The organism is Streptomyces sp. NBC_00775 (genome assembly GCF_036347135.1).
GTDB lineage: Bacteria > Actinomycetota > Actinomycetes > Streptomycetales > Streptomycetaceae > Streptomyces > Streptomyces lutosisoli.
In genome coordinates, this window is sequence record NZ_CP108938.1 from 10,435,367 (window position 1) to 10,449,806 (window position 14,440).

At 67.9% G+C, this 14,440-nt stretch carries 16 protein-coding genes and 1 pseudogene; 8 read left to right on the forward strand and 9 right to left on the reverse strand.

All coding sequences use genetic code 11. The features are described from left to right. Nucleotides 1-32: 32 nt before the first annotated feature. The 4 genes from OIC96_RS46560 (at nt 33) to OIC96_RS46575 (ending at nt 2,580) form a co-directional block, all read left to right on the forward strand. Nucleotides 33-485 (forward strand): hypothetical protein, encoded by a 453-nt coding sequence (locus tag OIC96_RS46560; RefSeq protein ID WP_330302011.1) that lies wholly within the window; start codon nt 33-35, stop codon nt 483-485. 200 nt (nt 486-685) lie between these two features. Next, on the forward strand, nt 686-1,192 hold the full coding sequence (locus tag OIC96_RS46565; RefSeq protein ID WP_330302010.1) for an SUKH-4 family immunity protein: 507 nt from the start codon (nt 686-688) through the stop codon (nt 1,190-1,192). Nucleotides 1,193-1,378: 186 nt separating this feature from the next. Continuing rightward, nucleotides 1,379-1,900, forward strand: a complete 522-nt coding sequence (locus tag OIC96_RS46570) for a hypothetical protein (RefSeq protein WP_330302009.1) — start codon at nt 1,379-1,381, stop codon at nt 1,898-1,900. A gap of 206 nt (nt 1,901-2,106) precedes the next feature. Beyond that, nucleotides 2,107-2,580: a hypothetical protein gene (locus tag OIC96_RS46575; RefSeq protein ID WP_330302008.1), complete on the forward strand. Its 474-nt coding sequence runs from the start codon at nt 2,107-2,109 to the stop codon at nt 2,578-2,580. A 565-nt stretch (nt 2,581-3,145) separates the two neighbouring features. On the opposite strand, the gene OIC96_RS46580 is transcribed toward OIC96_RS46575, so the two are convergent. Beyond that, nucleotides 3,146-3,367: a transposase gene (locus tag OIC96_RS46580; RefSeq protein ID WP_443058491.1), complete on the reverse strand. Its 222-nt coding sequence runs from the start codon at nt 3,365-3,367 to the stop codon at nt 3,146-3,148. 727 nt (nt 3,368-4,094) lie between these two features. On the opposite strand from OIC96_RS46580, the gene OIC96_RS46585 reads away from it, so the two are divergent. Continuing rightward, nucleotides 4,095-4,394 (forward strand): hypothetical protein, encoded by a 300-nt coding sequence (locus tag OIC96_RS46585; RefSeq protein WP_330302006.1) that lies wholly within the window; start codon nt 4,095-4,097, stop codon nt 4,392-4,394. Nucleotides 4,395-4,600: 206 nt separating this feature from the next. Here OIC96_RS46585 and OIC96_RS46590 read toward each other — a convergent pair whose 3' ends face one another. Continuing rightward, complete coding sequence (locus tag OIC96_RS46590; RefSeq protein WP_330302005.1) at nt 4,601-5,032, reverse strand: SRPBCC family protein; 432 nt, start codon at nt 5,030-5,032, stop codon at nt 4,601-4,603. Nucleotides 5,033-5,398: 366 nt separating this feature from the next. Here OIC96_RS46590 and OIC96_RS46595 point away from each other — a divergent pair, with 366 nt between their 5' ends. From OIC96_RS46595 to OIC96_RS50015, 3 genes and pseudogenes are all read left to right on the forward strand, one after another. Next, complete coding sequence (locus tag OIC96_RS46595) at nt 5,399-6,970, forward strand: S53 family peptidase (RefSeq protein WP_330302004.1); 1,572 nt, start codon at nt 5,399-5,401, stop codon at nt 6,968-6,970. Between the two features lie 247 nt (nt 6,971-7,217). Beyond that, nucleotides 7,218-7,520, forward strand: a complete 303-nt coding sequence (locus tag OIC96_RS46600; protein WP_330302003.1) for a hypothetical protein — start codon at nt 7,218-7,220, stop codon at nt 7,518-7,520. A 290-nt stretch (nt 7,521-7,810) separates the two neighbouring features. Further along, a pseudogene (locus tag OIC96_RS50015) lies at nt 7,811-7,975 on the forward strand (IS30 family transposase); the annotation flags it as partial. Between the two features lie 185 nt (nt 7,976-8,160). Here OIC96_RS50015 and OIC96_RS46610 read toward each other — a convergent pair. From OIC96_RS46610 to OIC96_RS46640, 7 genes are all read right to left on the reverse strand, one after another. Further along, complete coding sequence (locus tag OIC96_RS46610) at nt 8,161-9,384, reverse strand: RNA-guided endonuclease InsQ/TnpB family protein (protein ID WP_330302002.1); 1,224 nt, start codon at nt 9,382-9,384, stop codon at nt 8,161-8,163. A gap of 169 nt (nt 9,385-9,553) precedes the next feature. Beyond that, entirely contained in the window at nt 9,554-10,096 is a 543-nt protein-coding gene (locus OIC96_RS46615) for a helix-turn-helix transcriptional regulator (protein ID WP_330302001.1), read from the reverse strand. 52 nt (nt 10,097-10,148) lie between these two features. Continuing rightward, nucleotides 10,149-10,487, reverse strand: a complete 339-nt coding sequence (locus OIC96_RS46620; protein ID WP_330302000.1) for a helix-turn-helix domain-containing protein — start codon at nt 10,485-10,487, stop codon at nt 10,149-10,151. A 1,041-nt stretch (nt 10,488-11,528) separates the two neighbouring features. Continuing rightward, nucleotides 11,529-12,392: an IS5 family transposase gene (locus tag OIC96_RS46625; RefSeq protein WP_330301999.1), complete on the reverse strand. Its 864-nt coding sequence runs from the start codon at nt 12,390-12,392 to the stop codon at nt 11,529-11,531. Between the two features lie 99 nt (nt 12,393-12,491). After that, on the reverse strand, nt 12,492-12,905 hold the full coding sequence (locus OIC96_RS46630) for a RacP protein (RefSeq protein WP_330301998.1): 414 nt from the start codon (nt 12,903-12,905) through the stop codon (nt 12,492-12,494). Between the two features lie 2 nt (nt 12,906-12,907). Beyond that, entirely contained in the window at nt 12,908-13,747 is an 840-nt protein-coding gene (locus OIC96_RS46635; RefSeq protein WP_330301997.1) for a DUF6192 family protein, read from the reverse strand. Next, on the reverse strand, nt 13,732-13,962 hold the full coding sequence (locus OIC96_RS46640; RefSeq protein WP_330301996.1) for a hypothetical protein: 231 nt from the start codon (nt 13,960-13,962) through the stop codon (nt 13,732-13,734). The genes OIC96_RS46635 and OIC96_RS46640 overlap by 16 nt, the downstream gene beginning before the upstream one ends. Nucleotides 13,963-14,440 lie beyond the last annotated feature (478 nt).

Here is a 14,440-nt window from a genome sequence, read left to right on the forward strand (position 1 = left end):
CACAGGATCATTCGGGAAGGTACGCCGTCCACGTGACCTCCTGGAACCGATCCACAAGTCCTGAGGATTGCTCTGCGCTCGGCGGCCTCCGCGCGGGCGTTCGCCAGCACGACCCGCATGGGGACATCGCGTGCCACGCCTACTCCGAGATCGGCCTGACACTCTACTTCGCGGCCTGTGAGAGCTTGTGCGGCGCTTCGATCGACGCGCTGCGGGGTCCGCAGGTTCTCGCCGACGGGGCGGCACTGGTCGGCCGAGTTCCCTCCGAGCTGGAGCAGTGGCTGTTCTATCGTGCTGAGAGCCGGGAACCCTATACGGAGCTCTTGTACTTGCCCGGAGCGGATGCTGGATCGCTGACGTTCGGGTTGGTGCTGTGCGTGCAGCGGGCCGGCGATCGGTTGGCCACACGTCCAGTCTTCCTGCCTGCCGCTGCCATCGACGACGTCTATCACCCTCTGCCGAGGGAAGCCTGGGCCATCTTCTGATCACGCATCGCCCTGCGTGGACATCCTCCGGCGCGGGCGGTCACGAACGGAGCCACACCAGAGCAGCGGCGGTGACCGTGCCGAGGAACACGTACCCTCGCTTCGCGAGTTTGGAGCGCAACAGTTTGCGAGTCGGCGGTCGCGTTGGTGTGACAGAGTGCCGCAGTCGCAGCGCGGCCGAGTAGAGAAGGATCTTCCTCGTGAGCCAACCTCTGCCGCAGCTGCCGAAGCCGGAGTTCATCGTTATCCATGTCAAGACCTCATCCGGGGTGCCTGCCCAGATCGCTGCCGATCTCCGTGAGACCGGCATCCCAGGAGGCCTGATCGGTTACGAGTACCGGCCGTTGAGCGAGGCGGCGGTCCTCGATGGGACTGGTGAGCGTGGACTCGTGGCCATCGCAACGAGTGGCCTCTTTGGACGGGTCGCCATCGATGCGGCCACTGGTCGTATGGTGCACGTCCCCGAGGTCGCGTCAGCGGTGGCCAACCACGTCAACAAAGACCTCAAGTCCTTCAACCGATGCGTCGCAGCCGTGATCGCACGCTTCCCGTTCTATGAGGACGATGAAGAGAGATGCGAGGAGGTGGCGGAAGAGGTTCGCGAGGTCATCTCTGCGATCGATGGCACTGCTCTCGCAAAGGACGGGTTCTGGGAGACGTTCTGCGACGACGTGGGGATGGGCGACTATGCGAATTGGGTTTGGTGAGCCCAGTCTGGTCCGGGATCACCAACTGGCCAGTCCCCGAATGGATCGGGCAGTGGCAGTTCGTCACCAGCCGTGATGGCGAAGCGTCCCGAAGTGTTGGAGAGCGTCTGTGAACTGGGTCAGCGGGTGAGGCGGTTGCTGAGCTGCTACTAGGGCGTGTGTCGGAAGTGTTCTAGGTTGGCTCGCATGAGCGTGCGGGGGCGGAGTTACCGATATGTCGGACCGGTCGAGCTGAAGGCTGCGGTCCGGCCTGGCAGCGGAGGGTGTCGGATCAGCTCGGTGGCTGACTTCGGAAGTTGGGTCGCTGAGAGATCGGCGGCGGAGTTGGCCGAACCGTTCACCTTCGTGGTCGGCACGGACGGTGTGCTTCGGCTGGCGCCGCGGCGAAGCGAGCACGTGGCTTGTGCCGGCGGAGCAATGGTTCTGAGCGCCGGTGAGATCTGCTTCTTGCGCGAGGCAGGCCGATGGGCCGTGGGCGACGTCAGCAACCACTCCACCGGGTACTGCCCGGACGTCAGCTCCTGGTCAGCAGTCGCCCGTGCTCTGGACGACGTAGAGCTCGGGCGTCCGTCCGGTTTCACCCATGAGGTGGTGTTCCGGAGGTGCCCTGACTGCCAGGAGCGCAACATCGTGCGCGAGGACGACTTCGTCTGCGTCTTCTGCGGCAGCGATCTGCCCGAGGCTTGGAACGTGGAACCCGCCGCATGAAGGCCGTGGGTCACAGCCGCCCGTGGACGGCGGTGAGACGATCCGGCCTTGGATGATCTATCTCTCAGAGGAGAAGGCCAGCTTTCGGTACTGACTCTCTGGGGCTGTCACGTCCGGGGTGTGCGTGGGCTGGGCATGCCCACCGATCGAGGTGACGCGGGGTGCCAAGATCAGCGGAATGAAGAGCAACGGGGAGGGCGAGAGAGTTGAGCTATGACCTGAAGGCAGTGATCGCGAGGAGCGGTCTGCTGGCAACGGTGACGAGTGGTATGGCTGCCGCTCGCGTTGTAGATCTGCAGCAAGACCTGGCACTGATACCCATGTCTGAAGCCTTGTCGGGTGCGGTTACCGATGCCGCCCAGGAGCGTCGTACCGACTTCTGGAGCCTTCCAGCCGGCTTCGACCGTGTACTGGCCGAGTGGTCGAAAGAAGGCCCGGTTGCCTATGTCGAATCCGAGTACTTCGGGGGCGTAGGCGAGGAGAACGTGGCGGTCTGGCGTAACGGGCAACTCGCCCTGGGGCCGCTTCACCTCGTGGAGGGTGAGCCGCCGTCGGCCGAAGGCACCCCGGTCTGCCGGGCCCTGCGTGAACTCGGCGCACTTGCTGGTGAGCGGGACGATGAGTTCACTAGCGTGGGCCTTGGCGAGCACCGGGACACCGAGAAGTGGCTGACGGCCTGAGAAGCTGTTGTCCCTCCGGACGTGACAGCTGACTTTCCGCTGGCCAGGCATGGCGTCGTGGGTTCCGTGGCAGGCAGAGGGCGTCGTGTCGTCGCGGTGGTGGAGGTCCAGGGATGCCCTCAGTGATCGGTCTGTGGAGGAGCGTCCACGGGAAGCCGCTCGGCAGGTGGAGGTGCTGCGGGAGGAGGCGGACCGGATCCTTGCCCAGCTGCGGGACGCGGAACGGGGTTGTAGAGCGGTTCGTGATCTCACGGGAGACGGTGGTCGAGGTCCTCGCTGGCCCTGACCATGACGACGTTACGGCCGGGGCCGATGGTCCAGCGACCGAGAACCCGATGCCGATGCCGATGCCGGTTCCGAGGTCGGTGGTGCCGGTGTGGTGTGAGGGGCATGAGGCTTCGGTGCTGTCGGCGGACTAAGGGCGGCTGCCGGCGGTCCTTGCTGCCCAGGGTGGCTCATTGAAGCTGCAAGGAGATCGTGTCGGCGCTCGGGGTGGCGCCGGTGCGCTCGAAGACCGAGGGGGTGCGGTCGCAGACGAACCGGCTGGTGGCGAGGGGCCGGCTGGTCAAGGAGTCTTCGGGGCGGTCCGCGTTCGCGCCGGGGCTGCGAGGTGGCGGATCATGAGCTGGGTCATCGACCACATGATCATCGCCTCGCTGGAGTCCGGGCGCCGCTCGTAGTCGCGGGCCAGACGGCGCGAGCGAAGCAGCCAGGCGAAAGATCGTGCTACCACCCAACGGCGTGGTAGCACCACGAAGTCGCCGACGTCGTCGCTGCGTTTGATCACAGTGACGACCAGGTGCAGGAAGGACGGCGAGGGCCAAGGTGATCAGGACGCCGGTGTAGCCGTCGTCGGCCCACAGCCTGGTGATCGTGGGGAAACGCGCACGCAGGACGGGGAGCATGTCGGCGACCGCCTGGCGGTCGGCGGCCGAGGCCGCGGTCACGTTGATCATCAGCAGTAGGCCGTGGTGTCGCAGATCAGGCGCCGGCGCCTGCCGTTGATCTTCTTGCCGCCCTCATAGCCCCCGGCCTGCCGGAGCCGACGACCGCGCCGGCCTTCACCGACCGCGAGTCGATGACCGCGGCACTCGGCTCCGCTTGGCGCCCGGCAGCCTCCCGGGCCTGCCCTGCCCCGCAGCCGGCCGTGGAACCCTGCGGGGTCCGGGAGGGAACGGGCGGGCTGAAGGCGCAGCGACAGCTTCCGTTCCACCCGCATCACGGGAACGCCGCAGTCCTACGGGATCACTGGCGAGCTCACCATCAAAGCCCGGACCCACCCGGTGACGATGCACGGGAAGAACAATGGCGACGGGCTGTTGCGCGGCCGGGCGACCGTCACGCAATCCACTGGGGAATCAAGCCCTACACCGCGTTCCTGGGCGCGTTGTGGCTGGCCGACGAGATCATGGTGGAGTTCGAGGTGGCCAGGCTCGAACCGGTGGGCGGGGCTGGATGACCACCCGGCTCGAGGCTGCGGGCGCGGCGGCCGCGTGGCCGCCTACTGTGGAGGAGTGAGCGACTTCGGAGGAATGAGCGGGATCGTCGTCGTGTACGAGCTCGACAAGCCGAGGGCCACGCGCTTTTCCCCGGGGATGCCGGCTGGTGCGGAACGGTCCGTCCGCAGGGTGCACGCGGCGCCCTTCGCCCCGGGGGCACCCGCCGCCACGGGACCGCGGACCCTCTGCGGCAAGGACACCTTCGCCATGGAGACGGCCGACTGGAAGCCTTCCGAGCGCCTCGGGGCGCCCTGGTACCCCGAGGCGTACGCATCTGTGGTCTGCCCGGACTGCGATGCCGTGATCGAGACCTGACCGGCGTACCGCCTGCCTGATGTCGCTGTTCCGGGGGAGAGCATTCCGCCGCTGTCACCCGCGTCCACGCGCTCGTGCGACGCGTCCCGACCCATCGTCGACACACCACCGCGAGCACGAGCTGCAGGACCCCAGCTCGCCGCGCGGCGGCTCCTAGCGGAGGCTGCAGTCCTTGACGGCCTGGCAGCACCCGCCTTTTCTCCTGCTCACCGTCCTTGCTCCACGCACTCCTTGAAATGCTCCAGATCGCTGCGGACGAGCCGTTCGATCGCGTTCGCCTGGGCGAATCCCTTCGGCCCGCCGAGGGCCTCCCTGATCGTGCCGGGGTCGTACTCAAGCCGTGCCTGGACCCGAGTGCGGTTCTCGTTGATCGGCTGCAGCGAGAAGGAACCCACCAGCTCGGGGGCGCCCGTGGTGCGCCACTCCATCACGCCCTCCCCCTTGCGGTCGGAGACCTCGGCCTCGAGCTCCCGAACCCGGCCGCTGGCCTCGAGGTCCAGATGTGCTCGGCCGTCCTCTTCCGTGCGGACCTCGCGCACTCCTTCCACGAAGCGCGGATAGTCCTCCACCCGGTGGAGGCTCTCCCAGACCGTGTCGATCGGAACTCCGACGTCGATGTGTTCTTCGAGGGTGCTCATGGCCCACCTCCATGTTCGGCTCACGACACATGGCCATCTGCATCCAGTGTGCGCCCGGCATCGGATCATCGACCGGAATACGAGACGGACTGACCACCATGTGACTCACTCGATGGCCTGGCCTGGCCTGGCCTGGCCCGGCCGGCTCCTGGGCCCTCCCGGGCCGAGGGCTGGCCGACGCGGACCATGAGGGCCGAGGCCGTCCCGCGGTGCCGCACCCTGGCGTCGGTCCCGCCGGCGCCTGCTGGCGCGCCCGGGACACCCAGGGAAGACGAGATCGGGCCGGACGTATCACGGGCGTACTGAATGCCGGGTCGACGCCGTTCGATGTGCGGACTGACAGTAGTCGGGTCGATACTTTGTGCCATGAGCGAACGATTTTCCACCATTCCCGGGAGTGAGCGCTCGGCCGCGCCCAGCGCGCTCTACGTGGGGCCCGTCGATGGCTCGACGCCGATCGAGGCCACGGTCATGCTGCGCCGTCGAGCGGAGGTTCCGCGCGATCTGATCGTGGGGACCGAGACGATCTCGCAGGCCGAGCTGGCCGAGCAGTACGGTGCCGACCCGGCCGATGCAAACCTGGTGCGCGATGTGCTGGGCCGCCAAGGTCTTCGGGTTACCGATGTCGATCTGGCCTCCCGGCGCGCCAAGGTGACGGGCACTGCGGACGAGATGGCCGCGGCGTTCGGGACCCAGCTGTCCCGGGTTTCCAGCCCGGACCCGACCGGCGGTGCGCCCATCGAGCACCGCCACCGCGAGGGCCCGTTGCATGTGCCCGACGAGCTGGACGGCGTGGTCGTGGCGGTGCTCGGACTGGACGACCGGCCGCAAGCCCGTCCCCGTCTGCGGCGCGCACGGGCTAGGGGGCGCCAGATCTCCTACAAACCGAATCAGCTCTCCAAGGTGTACCGGTTCCCTCCCGGCACCGACGGCAGCGGCCAGACGCTGGCGATCATCGAACTGGGCGGTGGCGCCGACCCGGCCGAACTGGAGACGTACTTCACGTCCCTCGGCGTGCCGACGCCCCGGGTGACCATGGTGAGTGTCGGAACCGGCCGCAACGTGCCGGGCGCGGACCCGGACGGCGCCGACGGGGAGGTGCTGCTGGACATTCAGGTCGCGGGCGCGTTGGCACCCGGCGCCCACCAGCAGGTGTACTTCGCGCACAACGACGACCAAGGCTTTGTTGACGCGGTGAGCGCTGCGGTGCACGCCACCCCGACGCCGGCAGCGTTGAGCATCAGCTGGGGCGCGCCGGAGATCTTCTGGACCGACCAGGCCCGCGCGGTGTTCGACGAGGCGCTCGCCGACGCCGCGGCGCTCGGCGTGACGGTGTGTGTCGCGGCCGGTGACGACGGCAGTGACGACGGGGTCGGCGATGGTCAGCCGCACACCGACTTCCCGGCGTCCAGCCCGCATGCGCTGGCCTGCGGAGGCACCCGTCTGGACGCCGACCCCGACACTGGTGCCGTGAGCAGCGAAAAAGTGTGGGGCGGCGACGGAGGTGGCGCCACCGGCGGTGGGGTCAGCGAAGCGTTCCGCCTTCCGGCCTGGCAGACCAGCGTTGGCGTTCCGCACAACGGAGGTGCTCCGGGCCGCGGCGTACCGGATGTTTCGGGCGTCGCTGACCCGGCCACCGGTTACGAGGTACTGGTGGACGGTCAACGCCTGGTCATCGGCGGCACCAGTGCCGTCGCCCCGCTCTGGGCTGCCCTGACCTGCCGACTCGTCGAGGCGCTCGGCCATCCGCTCGGCATGCTCCAGCCCCTGCTGTACGCCAACGTCACGCCCGGACACATCCCGCGCGGATTCCGTGACATCACTGTGGGTACGAACGGTGACTTCCGTGCGGCCCCCGGCTGGGATGCCTGTACGGGTCTGGGCGTCCCCGACGGCACGGAACTGCTCGCCTCCCTGCGGGAGGCGGTGCCTGGCTGAGGCTCCCGGAGTCGGGCCCGCCAGGCGCCTCTGAGGGGTGCCGGGCGGGCTTTCGGCTTGTTGTCGCTGGGGGCGTGCGGCGGAGGGGTTGTGCGGCTACGTCATTCCGAAACACCTGGCATCTGGTCGCGCGCCATGAGATCGTCCGCAGGTGATTGACACCGCTGGTGGAGAAACGCCCTCATCGAAACGGCCCGATGACCGCACCGCGTCCGCCCTGCGGTTCGCAACGGAACTTGTCGCCTGGGTGGCCACCCCCTGGGCCCTGGCCGAGCACTCGTGGCTGCTGGCCGCCCTGTCCGTGGTGGTCCTGATCGGTCTTCCGACCCTCTTGTCCACCCCGGGGGACAAGGCCAACGTGATCATCGCGGTGCCGGGATGGGCCACGATCCTGCTGGTGCTGCTCCAGCTGGCCGCTGCCGTGATCTCCTCCTGGTTCGCCTGGCCTGCCTGGGCGGCGGTGCCCGTGACCGTACTGGCCGCCGCGACCGTCGTCACGGAGCGCCGGCGCTGGAGTTGGCTGCTCTCCGCGAACCAGCTCGCCGCCTGAAGCGCTCATCCGCCGGCTGAGGCGTTTCAGCCATGGAGCTGGACTCCTCGGGTGATCTGGACGGGGGGGGCGGGGCTGCCGCGTGGCCGATCCGTAGCGTCAGTTCGTCGAGGGGGTAGGGGACCATCCGGCCGGTGGGCCGCACCCGGCGGCTGTCCGGGTAGAGACCGGTCATCGTGTGCTGCGGGCCCAATGCCCGCCTGGCCTGGTGCTTGATCAGGCGGAACACCAGCGGGGCCAGGCAGATCACCTGGATCAGGGTGGCGACGCGGTGGTCGGTCGCACTTCACCGACGCAAGAAGCAACGCCGAGGCGTTGCCACCCTGAACAAGATCAAGAACATGACGCTCATCCACGACCGACCCGTCGAGGTCAACGACCGTACAGTTCCGGGGTATTGGGAAGATGACCTCATCGTCGGACGCGGCCAGGGTTCCGCAATCGGCCCCCTCGTCGGCTGATGGCCGTCCGCGCACCTGCGTTCGCCGACCCGGCCGGGGCTCCGTGCCGCGTGGGCTGCTTGGGGCTGTTCCGGGCTCAGCCCACCGCCGTGCCGTACACCTTCGAAGTCCCACAGCGATTGACTTGCTCCTCGGGCTGAAGCCCGGGGATTCTGGTCTTCTCGTCCGTTGCTGTGCCGCTACGCGGCACGGGGTTCGGGCGGGGATCCGTGGCTTCCTGTTTCTTCGCGCTGTGCCGGGACGAGTCCTGGTCTTACCGGCGCTCCGCAGGCTGCAACCGCCAGTCCGGCGGCCGTTTTGACGTTGATCGCGGCGTTGTGGTCGCGGTCATGGACCGCACCGCAGGCGGTGCAGGTCCATGACCGTACGTGCAGGGGCTTGGGTCCGTCCTTGGCCCCGCAGGCCGAGCAGACCTGGCTGGTGGGCTCGAACCGGCCGGTCTTGACCAGGGTCCGGCCGTACCGGGCCGCCTTGTACTCCAGCATGGTCACGAACTGCGCCCATCCGGCGTCGTGGACACTCTTGGCCAGTCTGGTGCGCGCGAGTCCCCTGACTGCCAGGTCTTCCACGCCGATCGCTTGGTTGTCGCGGATCAGCTGGGTGGAGAGCTGGTGGTGGAATTCTTTGCGCGCGTCGGTCACCTTCGCGTGGGCGCGGGCGACTTTGAGGCGGGCCTTCTCGCGGTTCTTGCTGCCTTTCTGTTTGCGGGACAGCTCCCGCTGGGCCTTCTTGAGTTTCTTCTCCGCGCGGCGCAGGAACCGCGGGGAGTCGATCTTCGTGCCGTCGGACAGGACCGCGAAATGGGTCAGGCCGAGGTCGATGCCGATGGTCTGGTCGGTGTCGGGCATTCGGGTGGCGTCGGCGTGCGGGTTGGTGTCGATGACGAAGGAGGCGAAGTACCGTCCGGCCGCGTCCTTGATCACGGTGACCGAGCTGGGTGGGGTGGGCAGGGTCCGTGACCACTTCACCCGCACCGGGCCGACCTTGGGCAGGTTCAGCCGCCCGGAGTCGGTGATCGACCAGCGGGCGTTGGCCGTGAAGCGGATCGACTGCCGGTTGTCCTTGCGGGACTTGAAGCGGGGCGCACCCGTCTTCGCGCCCTGCCGCTGGCCCTTGAGGGAGGCGAAGAAGTTCTTGTAGGCAGCCTCCGCGTCGCGCAGCGCCTGCTGGAGCACCACTGAGGAGACCTCGCCCAGCCAGGCCCGTGAAGTGGTCTGCTTCGCAGCGGTGATCAACTTCTTGGACAACTCGCCGGCCGTCGGGAAGGCCTCGCCCGCTGTGTGGGCGTGTTCGCGGGCGCGCACGGCGTCGTTGAACACGACGCGGGCGCACCCGAACGCCCTCGCCAGCGCGGCGCGTTGGTCGGAGTCCGGGTACAGGCGGAAGCTGTACCGAAGCTGCATGACCGTCACGCTAGACACTTGAGTTACCGGCGGCATGCAGAAGATCAGAACTGGCCGACACTGTATTTGCGTGAGTGCCTGTTCCTGAAGCGGGCATGCCATTGGCCAAGTGTCAGGGCCGTGGGTCGTTCGTGCTGGTCGGCCGCACGCTGGACGGCCTGTGCAGGCGTTAGTCAGGCCGGGGCTGTGCCTTGGGTTCTCCTTGTGGCGGCAGTGCTTTGCGCGGCGGGGGTGGTGCGGCTCCTTCTTCGCGGCCGGTGAAGAGTTCCAAGAGGACGCGGATGGGCATGTCGGCCTCCGCTGGGTGCCGGAACGATCCGTCCAGGTGGAGGGTGTACTGATTGCGTCGGCCGATGCGTTCCCGATGTAGGTAGGCGGCCTGTTCAAGGTCGGTCACGATGGCCAGGACAGTGCGTTCGGTGATCCCGCATGCTGCGGCGATGTCCCGTAGCCGCGCGGTCGGGTCGCGGGCAAGGGTCAGCAGTACCCGTGCATGGCTAGTCAGGAAGGTCCAGCGTTCAGCCTGGCTGTTCCTACCGCTCAGCGCCTTCACCACCCTTGTCGGCGACTCGCCGCGGACACCTGTCCGGAACTGCCGGAAATCGGGCTCGCCTATTGTCCCGGACAGGGTGTGCCACAGCCGGCGCGACGGTCGCCGTTTGGTGTCCGCAAAAGACGAAGTTGTCCGGAACGCCTGCGTTCCGAGCAGCATGCGTGGGCGGCAGCCGCGAAGCTCCTGGGCGAGCCCTCAGGGCATAGCCGTTTCAGGCCGTGGCCGTCGGGTCCGCTGATTGGGCGGTGCGGTGGTGTTCGGCGTTGATGCGCTGGGCTTCTTCGAGCTGGTCTTCGAGGACGATGATGCGGCAGGCGGCCTCGATGGGGGTCCCGCGGTCGACGAGTTCCCGGGCGCGGGCGGCGATGCGCAGCTGGTAGCGGGAGTAGCGGCGGTGTCCGCCTTCGGAGCGGAGCGGGGTGATGAGGCGGGCTTCGCCGATGGCGCGGAGGAAGCCCTGGGTGGTGCCGAGAAGTTCGGCGGCCCGGCCCATCGTGTAGGCGGGGTAGTCCTCGTCGTCGATACGGCCGAACGAGTCGTCTGCTGTCATCTGCACCTCTCTGTGGAACGCGTCGAGGGGCCTTGGTGCCGTACGGCACCAAGGCCCCGAAGGAACTGCTACACCATCTGCCGACCCTGACAGGGCGTCGGCCGTCTGTTTCCGCAGCCCTGACCTTGATGCTGTCGGGGGTGCTGGGATCGCGGTTGCTTGACCGGAGACCACCTCACTATCGATGTCCTGCGGTACCCGGGTTCAAGATGTCGGCCCGGGCGATCCTGATGGCGCTCGGCTCCTCCGTTCTTCCCTCTGGGATCAACTGCCTACAAGTGGGTACTGCGTACTGCTGGTGATGCGAACTGCTCAGCGGCCTGTGACAGCGCCACTCTTCGGCAGCCAGCCCCGTCGCCCGTCCTGCGTCTACTCTGGCTTGGAACCCCACTGCCGAACCTCCCGGTGCGCGCGTCCGCAGCCGACGCCTTCACCGAGGTGCTGCTCACTGACTTCACTGCTGGGTACCGCGAACTGCACTTACGGGTACTGCCACCGCGTCAACCGCGGTCCTGCTCACGGCGGCTCCTGATCACTGCGGGCCACCCGGTCCGGTCGCCAGTCCCGTCGCCGTCCTGCAACAACCCTGGCTTCGCAACTCCACCACCGCACCGTCCTGCGTACTGCACCTGCTTGTAGTGCTGCCCGGCAGTTCGTGTCTGCCAGGCCCTGTTTGATCTCGGCTACGAGAGAAACCATAACCACGCTCCCATCCCAATGTCTACTCCAACAAACACAGATTTCCGCGCGTTCGAGGGTGAGACAGTCGGCTTCGAACAGTGACGCGGGCAGGTGCGAAGCCGACACGGCCCGGTCGACGGGCGCAGTCCCGGGGCACAAGCACAGCGCACTGGAGAGCCTGCGTCTGAGGCCGACATGGCGGCACGTGTTGTGGGTATCCGGTCCGCGTGGTGGTGGAAGCGGAACGGACCGCTCTGGGGGAGCGGCTGGACGTGACGTGTGAGTTGTCGCGCAAGTTGCGGTGGACGGCTCAGACGCTGATCGAGCAGAGTCAACGACTGCTGGACGAGCACTGTCGGCTCAGGCGGCTTCTGGCATCACGTAGTCGTGGGCAGTGTCGCGGCGTTCGGCTGGACGATTCGCGCGGCGGGTGAGCCGCCGGGTCATGAGCGTGATCGCGGCCCAGGTGATCAATGCTTCGCTCATCTCGGGGAGTCGTTCGTGGTCGCGGCAGTGTCGGCGGGCCCGCATGATCCACGACCACGAGCGCTCGACCACCCAGCGGCGGGGAAGGACGACGAAGCCCTTCGCCTCCGGTGGGCGGCGGACAGTCTTGATGGTGATGTCGAGGTAGGTCTTGGCCCAGGTCACGAGCTTTCCGGCGTAGGCGGAGTCGGCCCAGACGATGGCGATCTCGGGGTGGATGAGAGCGAGGCGGAACAGCAGCTCCTTCGCCGCGTCGCGGTCGGTCACGTTCGCCGCGGTCACCATCACCAGGAGCACCAGACCTCTGTTGTCGCAGATCAGGTGCCTTTTCCGCCCGTTGATCTTTTTGGCTTCGTCCCATCCCCGGGTGTCTTTGCCGACGGTCTCGGACGCCTTGATGCTCTGGGAGTCGACGATCGCCGAAGCGGCACGGGGTGTTTTCCCGCTGGCGAGACGGACCCGGCGGCGGAGATGGTCGCGGATGACGCCGATGATTCCGGTGGCGGACCAGCGCCGTGCGAACCCGTAGATGGTCCGCCAGGGCGCGAAGTCAGCTGGCATCGCGCGCCATTTTATGCCGTTATCGACCAGATAGCGGATGCCGTCGACGATCTCCCGCCGGGGGTGGGCCTCGGGGTGTCCGCCGGTCGGCTTCTGGCAGGCCGGGACGGGCAACAGCGGCTCGATCAGGCGCCATTCGGCATCGGTCATGTCGGAGGGGTAGCGGGGCTCGCGCATCAGGGGGTGGGGCCCGGCCCGGGTGGGGAGCGTTGCGGACGCGTGGACCGGACCCCGGTCTCCTGTTTCTTCGGTGAGCGTCGTGGCCGTGAAGCGGGGTCAGCGCGGTGGCCGGGCGGCCATCGCGAGGTTCGACTCGATCGCCTTCATCTGGTCGCTGAGGTAGCCGGCCCACGTGCTTTTGGGGAACAGGGCCAGGTGCGGGCCGATCGTGCCCGTGATCATCCGGCGGAACTGGGTGAGCTTCTCGCTGAGCCAGGCACGCTCCCACTCCGCCAGCTCGGCCTTGCTCGCGCAGAAGTGATAGCCCAGGTCACGCGTCCAGATGACGGGTGGCCAGCTGCGTTCGGCGCACAGGTCGCGCAGCGTGGCCAGCCCCCGTCTGGTCTGCCAGCGGCTGAGTTCGCACGAGCCCATCAGCCGGCCCAGGACCATGCCGGCGGGCGCGACCTCGAACAGGGCGGTGCGGATCAGGTCGGCGTGGCGCTCCGCGGTCGGGGAGCGCTTGGCCACGGTTACTCGCCCCGCAGGATGCGGGCGAGTTCCTCGTCCATGTCGACCTCGCCGGTCTCGGCGGCGGTCTCGATCCAGTCCAGGACGGCCCGGCAACGGGCCACATTCTGCGCCAGGACGGCCCGCTCGTCGTCCGACAGGTGCCGGTCGCGCAGCTGGGGAACCGTCTTCCCGCAGGCGGACACGAACCGGTGGCAGGCGCCGACCAGGTCCAGGAACTCCTCGGTCCGCTCGATCTTCCGCACCGTCCGCCCCGCCGGCGTCTGGCGGCGGAAGGCGTCCGCCTGCTGCTGGGATCGGTCGGTCTGCGCCCGGTTCACCGCGTGCCGGGCAGTGTCGTCGGCGACCACCCGGGACGCGACCTCCGGTCGGCGCAGCACGTCCGAGGCGACCTGCGCCGCGACCGTGTCGTCCTCGATGAGGTCGTGGACAATCTCCGTCTTGTGCTGCGTGGTCTGCGCTTTGTTGACCATGTGCTGGGCGGTGTCGTCCGTGATGACTTTGGCCGCCACCGCCGGACGGCGCAGCATGTCCGTAGCCACCTGGGCCGCGACCTCGTCGTCGTCGGCCAGGCGGTGGATGGCCGCCACCTTCTGCGGCACCGTCTCAGGACGGTCCGGGCGCTGCCCAACATGCTTCTTCGCCAGGTCCGTCGTCCAGCGGCGCACCCGGGCGCGCTCGTCCAACGGGGGCGCGGCGATCGTCTCGAAGCGCTCTGCGTCGTCCGGGATGGCCGCGAGGATGTAGTGGACCTTGTGGGAGACGCCGTGACGACGCTGCTCTTCGGGCCAGCGGTGGGCGGCGTACCGGTAGCTGCGGACCGTACTCAGCGACAGCCCCAAGTCATCGGCATAGATCTGCAACGAGGCGTCGACGCCGGACAGGTCCTCGCCGGGGCCGGATGCGCGCCGCCGACCTGTTGCACCGGCTCGATCTCATTGGCGTGGTCACCGATGGTGAACTGGATGCGCTGCATCTGCCCGACCAGTTCCCGGTCGGCAGCAATGATCTGCTCGTAGCGCTCGCGGGATATGCGGCCGATCACGGCGGTGGGCATAACCCTTCACCATCTCTCAGGAGCAAGGGCCCGGCAGACCGGACCACCAGCGACAACACCCCGGCCCAACTCCCGCCAGAGTCAACCCACTTCGAGATCCAACACCAGCTATGACAGCTACTGACCATTCGAAAGCAAATCGGACACATGAACCGTTCGCGGAAGCGTTTATCCGGACGCTTGGGCGAACGGTTCCTTCCGCGCCGCCCATGCCCTCCGGCGGCACCGCGGCGAGCAGTACACCGCATTGCGGCGGTGATCCACCCCGGCCACCCAGACCGCCCCGCACACCGGGCACACCCGCCGGCCTTCGTCCCGCTCCAGAGCGGCCGCCCGCAACTTCACCCGCCGCAGCCGACGCCACTGCCTGGAACGACACACCCCCGAGCAGAACACCGCCCGCAGGCCGGCATCCGGACTCAGCCAGTCACCGCAGCCCGGGCAACGCCGTCCGCGTACAGGCCCGTTGATCTCGGCC